The 12,887-nt window shown below is 43.1% G+C and carries 10 protein-coding genes; 9 read left to right on the top strand and 1 reads right to left on the bottom strand.

The window, feature by feature from the left end; translation table 11 throughout:
- The first annotated feature begins 26 nt into the window (after positions 1-26).
- The 8 genes from JUE95_RS01810 (at position 27) to JUE95_RS01775 (ending at position 7,264) form a co-directional block, all read left to right on the top strand.
- Complete coding sequence (locus tag JUE95_RS01810; protein WP_203648771.1) at positions 27-725, top strand: response regulator transcription factor; 699 nt, start codon at positions 27-29, stop codon at positions 723-725.
- Complete coding sequence (locus JUE95_RS01805) at positions 715-2,115, top strand: HAMP domain-containing sensor histidine kinase (RefSeq protein WP_203648770.1); 1,401 nt, start codon at positions 715-717, stop codon at positions 2,113-2,115. Before JUE95_RS01810 ends, JUE95_RS01805 begins: the two co-directional genes overlap by 11 nt.
- A 99-nt stretch (positions 2,116-2,214) precedes the next feature.
- Positions 2,215-2,397 (top strand): teichoic acid D-Ala incorporation-associated protein DltX, encoded by a 183-nt coding sequence (locus tag JUE95_RS01800; RefSeq protein ID WP_203648769.1) that lies wholly within the window; start codon positions 2,215-2,217, stop codon positions 2,395-2,397.
- 17 nt (positions 2,398-2,414) lie between these two features.
- The gene (gene dltA / locus JUE95_RS01795) at positions 2,415-3,911 is read left to right on the top strand and encodes a D-alanine--poly(phosphoribitol) ligase subunit DltA (RefSeq protein ID WP_203648768.1); all 1,497 of its coding nucleotides are present in this window, start codon (positions 2,415-2,417) and stop codon (positions 3,909-3,911) included.
- Positions 3,904-5,118 (top strand): D-alanyl-lipoteichoic acid biosynthesis protein DltB, encoded by a 1,215-nt coding sequence (dltB, locus tag JUE95_RS01790; RefSeq protein ID WP_203648767.1) that lies wholly within the window; start codon positions 3,904-3,906, stop codon positions 5,116-5,118. The genes dltA and dltB overlap by 8 nt, the downstream gene beginning before the upstream one ends.
- Before the next feature lie 15 nt (positions 5,119-5,133).
- Complete coding sequence (gene dltC, locus JUE95_RS01785) at positions 5,134-5,367, top strand: D-alanine--poly(phosphoribitol) ligase subunit DltC (protein ID WP_203648765.1); 234 nt, start codon at positions 5,134-5,136, stop codon at positions 5,365-5,367.
- Positions 5,364-6,617 carry a D-alanyl-lipoteichoic acid biosynthesis protein DltD gene (dltD, locus tag JUE95_RS01780; protein WP_203648763.1) on the top strand — a complete coding sequence of 418 codons (1,254 nt, stop codon included), beginning with the start codon at positions 5,364-5,366 and terminating at the stop codon, positions 6,615-6,617. The genes dltC and dltD overlap by 4 nt, the downstream gene beginning before the upstream one ends.
- A gap of 20 nt (positions 6,618-6,637) precedes the next feature.
- The gene (locus JUE95_RS01775) at positions 6,638-7,264 is read left to right on the top strand and encodes a GNAT family N-acetyltransferase (protein WP_203648762.1); all 627 of its coding nucleotides are present in this window, start codon (positions 6,638-6,640) and stop codon (positions 7,262-7,264) included.
- A 93-nt stretch (positions 7,265-7,357) separates the two neighbouring features.
- On the opposite strand, the gene JUE95_RS01770 is transcribed toward JUE95_RS01775, so the two are convergent.
- The gene (locus tag JUE95_RS01770; protein ID WP_203648761.1) at positions 7,358-11,509 is read right to left on the bottom strand and encodes a DUF5776 domain-containing protein; all 4,152 of its coding nucleotides are present in this window, start codon (positions 11,507-11,509) and stop codon (positions 7,358-7,360) included.
- A 403-nt stretch (positions 11,510-11,912) separates the two neighbouring features.
- Here JUE95_RS01770 and JUE95_RS01765 point away from each other — a divergent pair.
- Positions 11,913-12,887: RNA-guided endonuclease InsQ/TnpB family protein (locus JUE95_RS01765; RefSeq protein WP_235995137.1), on the top strand; the 975-nt coding region annotated here is incomplete at its 3' end.

Raw genomic sequence — 12,887 nt, 5'->3', positions numbered from 1 at the left:
TATTTAGAAACAAAGGAGTTGGTAGATTGAAAGTGACAATCTTGCTGGTAGAGGATGAGGAAGGCTTAAGGTCATACATCAGGTCGGAACTTGTTTTTGAAGATTACGAGGTTATTGCAGTGAGTTCGGGAGAAGATGCTCTGGCGGTTTTTAACCAACGGCCAACCGATATTTCGCTGATCATCTTAGACTGGATGCTGCCCGGAGTCGACGGCTTAGGCGTCATTAGACGGATTCGCAAGCACTATGATGTTCCAATTATGATGATGACAGCAAGGGACTACGTTGGTGATAAAGTATCGGGATTAGACGCTGGTGCGGATGATTACATCACCAAACCCTTTGAAACTGAGGAACTACTTGCCCGAATCCGGGTTATTCTCAGACATGCCACTCAAAAAAACATTAGTGATCGTAAGTACCGGGCAGGCAGCCTCTCTTTGGATACTAAAACCAGACAGGTGTTTATCGCAGACAATGAAATTCAACTAACGCAAAGAGAATTCGACTTATTGCTCGCATTTATGCAGCATCAAGGAGAAGTCTTAACCCGAGACGATTTATTAGATTTAGTTTGGGGGACCAGTTTTGAAGGGCAAATTAATATTGTTGATGTTTACGTCCGCTATTTACGGAATAAATTAAAACAGCCAGCTGGCAGTCAGTTGATTCAAACCGTTCGAGGAGTAGGCTATCGTCTTAAGGAGAATGAGGATGAAGCTTAAACTACTCAACACCAGTGCGGGCAGAATTACGAAAGTTTATGCGGCATTGCTCTTAGGAATCACCCTCATTTTGTGCGCGGTAATCATGACAGTGGTTGGTTTTCGTCAGTTTCAAGTTCAGCGGCAGCAAACTCGAGGTATCGTCGGTGGTTTGGAACGCAGCTTTATTGCTAATCGGAATGACTGGTATTGGTGGCGGTTAGGCAGTCCCATGGATACCAAAAAGAGCTTTGTCAGGATCAAAGTCCAGCCCAGTGACAAAAAGACCCATTATCTCTATTCGCCGCACGCTAAGCGGTTTGTTAGCCAAAACCAGTTGTCGAAAACTACTGTTATTACAAAAAATGTGGCTTATTCGAACAAGCTGGGACTTTATTACCATGCCAGCGCTTCTGATGCGTCAGCTTCAGCGCAGACGCCAAACGTCCGGTATGATGTTTGGACAAAGCTAAGCGGTGTTACGGGTTTGCTATGGTTATTGTTCAGGTTGATTATTTTTATCGTCTTGGGATTTCTGATTTTGGGGACTTGGCTGATCTATCTTTTAGCCCGTAAGCTGAACCGACCTTTAGTTGAACTAACTAAGGCTACTAAAATAATTAATGATGATATTTACAACCAGTATCAAACACAGTTACCCGTGCCGAAGACACCCCAAGAAGTGCACGATTTGAGTCAGGGTTTCAATCAGTTATTGCAGTCACTTAACGCCCGGGCACGTGCTGATCGTCAATTTGTGTCGAACGCGTCCCACGAGCTTAAAACACCGATTGCTACGATTCGGGGTCATATTTCACTGATTCGACGTCGAGGTGAACAGCATCCTGAGATCATTCCCACATCATTGGGATTTATTGACCAAGAGTCGGAACGGATGCAGCGGCTGGTTGAAAGCTTGCTGAAATTATCTCACGCCAACCAATTAGAATTGTCACCCGAAGCAGTGGATCTGAGTCAGCTAATTGAAGATATTTCTCAAAGGTATGCTGCAGCCCTGCCTCAACAATTAGTGACTCATGTCCAGCGCAATGTGGTTGCGTGGGTTAACTTTGACAGTGTTGAGCAGATCATCATTAATTTATTGAATAATGCCCACAAATACTCTGCTTCCGATACCGTCATTGAAATTAAACTGGAAGCGGTTGGTCAAGAAGTCACACTTTCAGTCATCGATGAAGGTAACGGTATCCCAGCCGATCAAAAGGCCCATATTTTTGACCGATTTTACCGGGGCAAGAACGGTCAAACAGCGGGTGGTAATGGCTTAGGTTTGTCGATTGTGAAGCAGTTAGTAGACGTTAATCACGGTACAATCAACGTCATGGATCATGCACCGCGTGGAACCATTTTTGAAGTGACTTTGCCAAGAAAGGTTGCTGGACCAGAATAATCAATTTTGAGAATTTCTCATTTTAATCTCTTCTTTTATAGATAGAGCCTTCTTTGATCCTTGAGTAAACTGAACTCAAGTAATCAAAGGAGGCTTTTTATGACTGATAGTGAAAATGAGAGGGTTAATCACCTTGAATCAGGCAGCTGGTTTCTTAAACACGCCGGCGGACTGAAGTTTATTTTAAAAACAGTGATATATAGCGTCATTTTGCTGATTTTGGTTTACCTCTATGATTACAGCGGTGTTAGCAGCACCCACTTTATTTATAACGAATTTTAGTTGGTGAGGAGTTCAATATGATTGATAATATTTTAAAGCAAATTGACCAAGAGGCGCAGGCACACCCGAATCGGATTGCGTTTGATCACTTAGGCCAAACAAACACTTATCAGGAACTGGCCGATTGGTCTAGCCGTGTCGCGAGTGCGATTCAGCGGTTAGATTTAAATCACGATGTGCCAATAATGGTCTATGGCGGTCAAACCTTCGATATGCTGGTGGCCTTTCTCGGCGCAGTTAAGGCCGGGCATGCTTATATTCCAGTAGACGTGCATTCCTCCGAGCAAAGGTTACAAACAATTATCGAAGCAGCTCAGCCCGGTTTTATTATTTGCGTTGAGCCATTACCAATCGAAACGGCTGTTCCGCAACTGAGCTTGACTGAACTGCACGAGGTTTATCATTCTTTTCCGATTAAGCAGGGAGAAGATAGCTTACATTTAAACGATAACTTCTACATTATCTTTACCTCAGGGACAACTGGTAAGCCCAAAGGGGTTCAAATCAGCCATTGTAATTTACTCAGTTTTGTGAACTGGATGAAATACGACTTCAATTTTGAAGAGAAGAACGTGCTGTTACAGCCGTCATTCTCATTTGATCTTTCGGTGATGGCAATTTACCCGACGCTCACTAGCGGCGGGACCTTAAAAGTGCTCCCTAAAGAAACCACGGACAACTTTATGTCGCTGTTTTCTGTGTTGCCGAAATTAGCGTTGGATACTTGGATCTCAACGCCATCACTAATTGATATTTGTTTAATGGATCAAAATTTCAATCCCCAAAATTATCCGCAACTAGCCACTTTCTTATTCTGTGGCGAAGAATTAACACACGCCACAGCATCTAAGCTGAAACAGCGTTTCCCAGCGGCCCATATTTACAACACATACGGACCAACTGAAACAACAGTAGCCGTTACCAGCGTGGAGATCACCGATGATATTTTAGCAAAGTACGCGCGATTACCTATTGGGTATGTCAAACCGGAGACTACGATTTTTGTGAAGTCGCATCGGAACAAAAAGGGTGAATTACTGATTGCTGGACCGAACGTTTCCAAGGGGTACTTGCATAATCAGGCTAAAACGGAGGCTGCCTTTTTCGATATTAGCGGTGTTCGGGTCTATCGAAGCGGCGATTTAGGCTATTTTGAAGGCAAACTGCTGTTTTATACGGGCCGTTCAGATTTCCAAATCAAATTAAATGGGTATCGAATTGAATTAGAAGAGATCAACCATTATCTATCGGAAATTCCGTTTGTTAAGCAGGGGGTTGCGGTCCCTAAATACGATCAGCAGGGCAAGGTCAAACAGCTGATCGGCACGGTCGTTTTAAAACAGTCAGCAGGTGACGAGCTTACTGCTACCCACCGAGTAAAGCAGGCTTTAAGCAAGCTGGTCATGCCGTACATGATCCCGCAACGGTTTAAGTATTATCAAAAATTACCGCTAAGTGCCAACGGTAAAGTAGACATTAAAGCCTTAATAACGGCGGTGAACGCGCATGATTAACCTTCAGCCGTACGCTAACCCTGTGTACTTTGTCCTGCTGATTGCTACGTTGATGCCGGCAATGATTGGGTTGTATTTTGGCAAACGGTTTAAAGCATACGAGGCCGCTTGGACTTTCGTTTTCCTGGTAGTGACCTTTGGCGGGGAGAAGTGGCACCAGGGTGTTGCTCTGATAGGCTACGTTCTCTTCCAACTGTTACTCGTTTATGGTTATCAAAGATACCGACAGCACCGTAATCAGACCAGTATTTTTGTCACTATGGTTAGTTTAAGTATCGTGCCGTTGGTGGCGGTGAAACTGGCACCGGTTTTGCCAATTAGTCAGCTGTCTTTCTTTGGCTTTTTAGGCATTAGCTACTTAACGTTTAAAACCGTGCAAGTCTTAATGGAGTTGCGTGATGGGACGATTAAAACGATCAGAAGCCGTGATTATCTTCGGTTCTTACTCTTTTTCCCAACCGTTTCGTCAGGCCCCATTGACCGGTTCAGACGTTTCCAAACCGATGAGCAGCAGGTCCCTGACCGAGAGACCTATCTGGGGTTAGTCGAGACTGGTATCCATCATCTCTTCAAGGGATTTGTATATAAATATATGCTGGGCTACCTGTTTGGCACGTTGTTGCTTCCCCAAGTAGCGCACGCAGCAATGCTGTGCCGGCACGCCTTCTTTGGTACTGGCTTGTCAGTGCCATTGATTTTATACATGTACGTTTACAGTATGTATCTGTTCTTTGACTTTGCAGGTTACAGTTTATTTGCTGTAGGAATCAGTCATTTTATGGGTATCAAAACACCGGAAAACTTCAGGTCGCCGTTTGCGGCGCATAATATCAAAGAGTTCTGGAATCGCTGGCACATGTCATTATCGTTTTGGTTTCGGGACTTTGTGTTTATGCGATTCACGTTCTACGTCATGAAAAAAAGGTTGATCAAGAACCGGATCAGGATATCGCAAGTTGCTTATCTGGTTAACTTCTTAGTGATGGGTTTTTGGCATGGAGTGACGTGGTATTACATCACTTACGGGTTGTTCCATGCCGTGGCGATCATTTTAAATGATTACTGGCTTCGCTTTAAAAAAGCCCACCCGAATTTCATTTCGCATAATGCCGTTACTGAAAGCATTAGTATTTTTATTACATTCAACACGGTTTGTTTCAGTTTCTTAATTTTTTCAGGGTTCTTAAATACACTTTGGTTCAAATAAATGGAGGAATAATCTATGGATACAAAAAAAAATGTCATGTCAATTTTAGAAGAGTTAACGGGTTCAAATTTAGGCGATAAAATGGATGTCAACCTGTTTGAAAGTGGGTTATTAGATTCCATGGCAACCGTTCAGTTAGTGATGGAACTGGAAGAAAAGTGCCAGGTGTCGATTCCGATTTCTGAATTTAACCGTCAAGAATGGGAAACGCCAAGTAAAATTATTGCGAAGGTGGAAAGCCTGCAATGAAGCAGCATCGGACATTGTGGGGAACGGTTGGACCGGTGATCGTAGCGATTGCGGCCATCCTATTGCTCTTAATATTGCCGCACAAGCATACGGCATACCGTTCAGTTGAATTGCAGAAGGCGTCAATTTCACTTTCGACCAATGTTTTTAAGGGTGAGTCAATGAAGACTCACGCTTTAGATCACGGTTACGTGCCATTCTTCGGTTCTTCTGAGCTGGCAAGGCTGGACTTAATGCACCCCAGTGTGCTGGCTGAAAAATATCACCGTTCATATAAGCCATTCTTATTGGGGAAAGCCGGTACGCAATCACTCACACATTATTTTGCGATGCAGGATATGACCAAGCAGCTGAGAAATAAAAAGGCCGTCTTTATTATTTCACCCCAGTGGTTTACCAAAGTCGGTCAGTTAAAAGCTGCTTTTTCAATTTATTATTCACCGTTAGCTACCGCCCAATGGCTCTTAAAGGCTCACAATAACTTTGTGGATCGTTACGCCGCTAAACGTTTATTAACAATGCAGGCGGTACCTGCCACAAGTATCATGGGTCAAGCGATTGAAGCGGTCGCTCATGGGCATCATCTCACGCATGCGCAACGGGTTTATTTGCAATTGCGGTTGAGAACTCTCCATAGTGAGGATAAACTGTTTGCTGGCTTAGGAATTCAAAATAAATTAAGCCGGTTAAAGAAGGACAAGAAGAAGCTGCCGAAACGATACGCGTTTAATCGCTTGGATCATTTAGCAGGCCGAATTGGTAGAAGGAGTACCACATCGAATCCGTTTCAGATTGACAACTATCTTTATAGAAGCCGATTAAAGGGTAAGCGTATCAAAGCAATGAAAAACAAGCAGGTGAAGTTAGATTATCGGCGTTCACCCGAGTACGCTGATTTTGAATTGATTTTGAACCAGTTTGCCCAAAGCCACACTAATGTGTTATTTATTATGCCGCCAATCAACGCAAAATGGGCTAAATATACTGGGTTATCAATGCGGATGCTCAAGCAGACCAACCGGAAGATTAAGCAGCAGTTAACCAGGCAGGGCTTTAACAACGTTCTAGATTTAACCCAAGCTGGGAATGTGAACTACTTTATGCAAGATACGATTCATTTGGGCTGGCGTGGCTGGTTAGCAATTGATCAAGTTGTGCGGCCATTTATAGAACGGCAGCAAAAGTCACCGCACTATCACATGAAGCAGATGTATTTTTCAAAAAAATGGCAGCAAAAGATAGTTAAATAAGCCTTATTAAGGAGGAGAAAATGATTCGGAAGCTGACAATGAGACCGTTAGAAAGGCGTGATATTGCGAAACTAGTGACAATTGTTGAACGGGTTTGGGATTTTAGCGGCGACCGTGACATTAGAGAAAATCACCGGCTTGCCAACGTTTTTTTAAAGGCCTGTTTAGTTCGGCAGAATTTTACGCAGGTGGCGTTATGGAATGACGAGGTAGTTGGCGTTATTTTAGCGGAAACAAAGTACCTGAAAAAAGGTCGAATCGGTGATTTCTTGAGATTAGGTTTAGCCCAGTTACCACTGTCATTCAGTCATGAAGGCCGGCAAAGTTTAAGGCTGCTAAAAAAGAATCGGGAGATTGATAAACGGTTACTGACCAATTTCAATCAGCGTGAATATTCCGGGGAAGTTGTGTTACTGGTAGTGGATCCAGCCTACCAAAACCTTGGTATCGGCCGACAATTACTAGCATCAGTAGCCGATCACTGGAAGATTGTTCCCGTTTCGCATTATTATCTGTTTGCTGACACAGCTTGTAATTATCAGTTCTATAAGCTGATGGGATTAATGGAAGAGCGCAAACTTCAGGTTAAATTTGACCAGCAGTTCAAGCTGACCTTTTTTCTGTACACTGGTGAACTGAATAACTGAATGAGTAAGTAAGTAAAATTAACACGTATGAACGAAATCAATATAAATAGGAAGCTGTCATTACTTTTTAACAGTAGTGGCAGCTTCCTATTTTTAAAATTCACTTTTCACGAGTTTACTATAAGCGGTAATGTATCCGTCCTTGATCTGATAGCGTTTCAGTGATTTAACGTGGTAGTTGTTCCCGTTGCTGTAGTCCCAACTTAAGATAGAAAACGTTTTGGATGCTGATTGTTTGAAGTGAGCTGTCTGGGTGGTTAAATTGAGGTCATTATAACGGTTCATGGCACTAATTTTAGTTGCACGTTTAGGCTGTGGAACGGTACCCATTTTAACCAAAAGTTTGCTAGCTGTCACGATTTGCCCATTGGTGAGTACAAATCGGGTGGCAGTCCGGTTCTGAATGACACTTGCAACTTTTAGAACGGTTCCTTGACGATAATGCGTTAATTTACCTGTAAGATCCGCGGCTACGTAGCCGTTGATTCCCCTCGGACTAATGACTGTAATGGTTGTTGGCACGCTGTGGTAGTACGCACTTCGAACAAATTCGGTATTAGCAGTCACGTAGCCGACCAATCCAAAGGTATCGCTTTTCGTGTTAATGTCGCGAACCAAGTAGCGCAGCCGGTTTTGACTGTCACGGGCGGTGCCAATTACCACAAAGCGTGGTCGGTAGATTCGTGGTTTCTTTACGTAGGTCATGATGATGTTGTCAGCGGTAAAATTAACTTCACTGTACAGATTCAACTGTTTCATCGCATAAATTACTTTCGGGGGAACGACCTCGTGGTTGTTATCACCGGGATTTTCAACTGGCAGCGTCACTTCCGGTGTTGCTGGTGGGGTGATGTTGATATTGTTCAGCGTGTAAACTAGATAAATGCCGTTTTGAAGCTGGCCAAGTATATTTGGCAATGTGACGGCAGCGCCGCTTGCAGCTTGAACCCTTGAGAAGGTGTATCCCGGAATTGTTTGCTGAAGGCTGGTGAGACTGTCAGCTGTAAATGAATCTAGATAATTTCCAGCAACCTCATGGTTATTCGCAATCGTTTCACCGTAAGTATCAACGTAGTAAACGGGAACCGTAACTTGAATCGGCCGATAGATCACTTGCAGGCCGCCGTCCGCAATCTCACCGATGGTTATCGGTAGCAATAGTGGGTTACCGGCATTATCGCTAAACCGGTCGAAGTTATAACCCGGTATTTCCGGAATGTTGAGCGACTCATTGGTGACCTTATCGCTAGCTTGACCTTGAACGTTTGCGGAACCGAACAATGGCTGACCGGTAGAACCATCGATATAGGGGATGGTGGTAGAAAGGTACTTTTCACTATAAATCAGCTGAACGCCATCACGGATCGTTGCTAAGACCACCGGCAATGGTAGAACTTTACCCGTCATATCTTGGGCTCCCACAAAATCATAGTAGTGGAGCTGGGGCAAGCCAGTTAACGTGACTTGGGTAAATTGAGTATTGATAGGAGCGCTCAAAGTCACGCTATCCGTAATCTTTGTACCATTGGTATCTTTAAAATAGACTGGCACCGAAATTGTATTGCCCTGGTAAACAACGAGGATACCTTCTCGAATTGTATTATAGGTAGCCTTTGCCGGAATCGGCTGGTGATCGTTTGTCTCAATTTTGACAAAGGTATAGTCTGGAATATCAATTTGCTGATTAGTTGTAAAGTCGTCTGCTAGTGGTGCATTGATTGCACCTTGAATTTGCGAAGTTTGGAGAGGGTTGCCAAAGTTATCAATGTAATTCACTGGAATTTGCAGTGTGTTGCCCGTATAAATCAGCTTTAAGCCAGCCCGCAGATCCGTCAGTGAAACGGCAGTGGTAATTGGCGTCCCGTCGCTTTTTTCATAGTGGTCGAAAGTATAGTCTGGAATCGGCAACTGTGCGGCCGTACTTGATGATGAAAGCGTGTCGATAGCTGTTCCGATGTAGTTTGAAGCCGCACGGAGAACGTTCTTCAGGTTATCAATATAAGTAACGGGAATGGTAATTTGATTTGGCTCGTAGACGATGCGAAGAATGTTATCAGTTGATAAATAAGGTAAAGTTGTCGTCGTTGAATCAATGGTTTTCACGGTGCCATCATTTGCCACAATTTCAGCGCCTATATAATGAAAGTTTTGGATGTCAGTAACTTGATCTTTAATGGATAAATCGGCGGTTAGCGACTGTTCCACCTGGGTTTCTGGTGCAAGTGAAGTGAACTGTCCGTCAGACTGGTAATAACCGTGCTGAACCGTTAACTGGCTAGGTGCGAACAGGACCGTCAAATTTTGGGGTTCAGCGCTATAGGTTCCGGTAACTGGGACTGCTTGAGCCAGCCCGTTGTTTGCTAAGTAATCGGAGTAGTTGCCGGTACCATTTAAGACGATGTAGTTGCTACCGTATTTGTACATCAGCCATTCCAGCGGATAGGTCGTGCTGGGGTCGGTTGCAATATTATAAGAAGCATTAATTTCGCCGCTTAAAGGAGTAGAAGTCGCAATTGCTTCCTGCTGACCATCCGGCAGTAAATTCTCGTAATTTACATTTGCCGTACCATAATCGTTACTAATAATGTAGGGAATTGATACCCAAACGTCAAAAGCAGAGCCGTCATCACCATCCATGTAAAAGGTGTGGCCGGCAGAGAGCCAACCAACATCACCATCTGGCGGTGTCAGTAGATTATAGAAGACAATCGTATGGTTATCTTCGCTTACCCCGTCAGCTGTACTGGCTTTAAATGCTTCATATGTTTCGGGATAGTCAGAATTGATATCAGCGCCATCCGATGGAATCATATGGCGTAGGGAGCCGTCAGTACCCTTGACGTTGTAGCTAACTTCCACACTGGTTGTGCCTGGCTTAAGCACTAGCAATGGTAAGCTGATTCCGCTGTAGCGTGCACTTCCACGTGGATTTCCTTTGGTGAGATGCGTCCAGTTACTTTTAAAGCCACTGATGTCACTGATTTGATTAAAACTTAGTTCGATGTCTGTTAATTTCGAATAGGTTTTTAATGCAGAAATGTCTTGAATAGAGGTGTACAAAAAGCGAACCATTCTTAGACTGGTTATTTTTTCTAGAGCGCTAATGTCCCATAATTTACTTTGCACATTACCGCCATATAATTTTTCAGAAACGTTATAATTTAACGTGAAATTAATTGTGCTTAACTTCTTAGCATATTGAAGACCTTCCAAAGTTTGAGTCTGCTGTAGGGCATAATAAATGGGTGTGGGCGTGAGGTTGTTTGTACTGGTCTGCTGTTGAGCAGTAGTCACAGTGAAATCAGTTAATGTGCTTAAATTCGACTTCGAAAATAAATCCCTAAAATCATCAAATGAAGAGTATTTTTTCGGATATTTGACTAAAAAAAGTAAATCTTGAAGATTTTGATCAGGCATCCATTCGTCAATGTAGTTGTACCCTGTTTTAGGGTCAATTCCCTTGGCATTTGTGGGAATTGCAGCTGCATATTCACTGCCTTGCCAGGTACCTGGAGTAATCGAGACATCTCGCAGACTGCCGTGGGAGTTAGTCAGTTGAAAATTAACATCTCCTAGTTTATAAAAATATTTGTTGGTAGCTTTAATTGCATCTTTACCATCGGTGGGAACGGGGACGTTTAATTTAATACTGTCGACGGGCTTAACTCCCAAGGCGTCCGCAGTAACTAGAGTCGTGTTTTGCGGATCCAAAGTAACGGTTATTGTGGGAGTTTGCGAAGTTCCTGTTGAACCGGTTGTGATTGCTGTGGAGCCAGTATCTGGTGGATTCTGGGGGCCGCCACTTATTGGAATGATTCCGTCAGGTGGCGTGAGTGTGACCTCGGCGGTTGAAGTGCCTGTTGATGGGCCAGAATCATCATTTATATTTGGATTGTTAAGATCGCTGGATTCTGTTGGTGATGATTCAATCGTGGTTACGGTAGTCGGTTCTTCCGTTTGACCAAGCTCAGCAGATTTTTCCGTACTGGAATCAGTCGTATCAATACCAACAGTTTTCTGTTTTATATTGTTTTCTGCAACCGTTGAAGATGAACGTAAGACAGTGCTGTTAGTTTGTTGATCAGCTGTACTAGTAGTACCAGCGGTGGGTATTGCTGTTTGAGAAGCAGCTTTTACAGTGGTGACGTTATGACCAAAAAAGAGGCCCGTTGAAACTAAGGCGACAACGTAAAAGTAATGACTGGGAAAATTTTTGAATGAATGCTTCAAACGATATTTTGTCATCGGAATCAACCCTTTCTCTCGTGAATCAAACAATCTCTATATGCATGGACATAATAGCACGGTAGCTTGACAATGACATGTAATTGGCTTGCAATCTTACAGGCCTATCAACATAGTTTAAAATAGCGTAACTAAAGGATGTTAAACGTTTACATTTTTGGTACAATGGAAGCGTTGAAATGTTAGGAGGTGTGAACAGTAACTGTTTTGCTGTAAAAGGATACAAGTCTTTGTAAAGTGGTGATTCTATACTATTGCGTATTCTGATAAGTCTGGTAAAGATATAACAATGTTAGATTTTCCACATTAGCTGATAGCATATAAGTAGTGATTTATAGGAATTTCATTAAAAGACTTTTGGGGATAAATTTATCCCGTATAATATGAGGGACACCTCACCTTGGTGATTAAATTCGATAAGGCGGCACAACTGATGTTACTCACCTGCAAAGTCGAAATTACGCCGACAGAAAAACAGGCCTGGCTGATTGACTGTCATATTGGCGGCAGTCGTTGGGCCTATAACCTGTTTTTGGATATCAACCGGCAGCGTTATGAGTGCGGTTATCACTATATGGGCGCTTATGAGTTCAGTAAGTGGTTTAACCATGAGTACTTTGAAGCTAATCCTGATGACATATGGATCAAAGATTTATATGCCAAATCGGTTAAGCAGGCCTTTATTGATGCTGACGCAGCCGTGAAACGGTTCTTTAAGAAACTGAGCGGTTTCCCGCATTGGCGTTCGTTTAAGCGCGGTCAGGGCAGTTACTACTTTGTTAAAAACAGCAAAACGCAAATCATTCTTTGTCAGCGTCACCGAATCAAACTACCAAAACTTGGCTGGGTACGTTTGAAAGAGTTTGGTTATATTCCTACAGACTCAGAACACTTCGTTATCAAACAAGGCCGAATCAAATTTAAGGCTGGTCGGTATTACTTGACTTGTTTAGTGGAACAGACTCAACTACCAAAGTTAGAACTGACCGGTGATCCGATTGGCATTGACCTTGGCCTAAAAGAGTTTGCCATTTTAAATGATGGTATTTTGTATCCTAATCAGAATAAAAGTAGTCGGGTAAGACGCATTAGAAGACATCTGCGCCGACTGCAAAGAAAAATGTCCCGTCAGTATCACGCACTGGAAGCTAGAAAACAGAAAGAAGGGAAATCTGCTACTGATTTAAACCTAGCCAAAACTCAGCGGAAAGTGCAACGCTTGTATCAACAATTAACCAACACTCAGTCAGACTATCAAAATAAAATTATTGCCACTGTGGTGAGAACCAAGCCGCAGTGGGTAGCCATAGAAGATTTGAATGTTAAAGGTATGATGAAAAATCGGCATTTAGCTAAGGTAATCAGTTATCAAGGTTTC

The organism is Secundilactobacillus yichangensis, assembly GCF_016861565.1.
Lineage (GTDB): Bacteria > Bacillota > Bacilli > Lactobacillales > Lactobacillaceae > Secundilactobacillus > Secundilactobacillus yichangensis.
The sequence above is the reverse complement of the archived record's forward strand: the minus strand, read 5'-3'. Positions and strand labels throughout refer to the sequence as shown.

Excerpts from the sequence above, each read along its gene's own strand:
- JUE95_RS01805 (WP_203648770.1), top strand. The coding sequence starts at position 715 with ATGAAGCTTAAACTACTCAACACCAGTGCGGGCAGAATTACGAAAGTT.
- JUE95_RS01800 (WP_203648769.1), top strand. The coding sequence starts at position 2,215 with ATGACTGATAGTGAAAATGAGAGGGTTAATCACCTTGAATCAGGCAGC.
- dltA (WP_203648768.1), top strand. The coding sequence starts at position 2,415 with ATGATTGATAATATTTTAAAGCAAATTGACCAAGAGGCGCAGGCACAC.
- dltB (WP_203648767.1), top strand. The coding sequence starts at position 3,904 with ATGATTAACCTTCAGCCGTACGCTAACCCTGTGTACTTTGTCCTGCTG.
- dltC (WP_203648765.1), top strand. The coding sequence starts at position 5,134 with ATGGATACAAAAAAAAATGTCATGTCAATTTTAGAAGAGTTAACGGGT.
- dltD (WP_203648763.1), top strand. The coding sequence starts at position 5,364 with ATGAAGCAGCATCGGACATTGTGGGGAACGGTTGGACCGGTGATCGTA.
- JUE95_RS01775 (WP_203648762.1), top strand. The coding sequence starts at position 6,638 with ATGATTCGGAAGCTGACAATGAGACCGTTAGAAAGGCGTGATATTGCG.
- JUE95_RS01770 (WP_203648761.1), bottom strand. The coding sequence starts at position 11,509 with ATGACAAAATATCGTTTGAAGCATTCATTCAAAAATTTTCCCAGTCAT.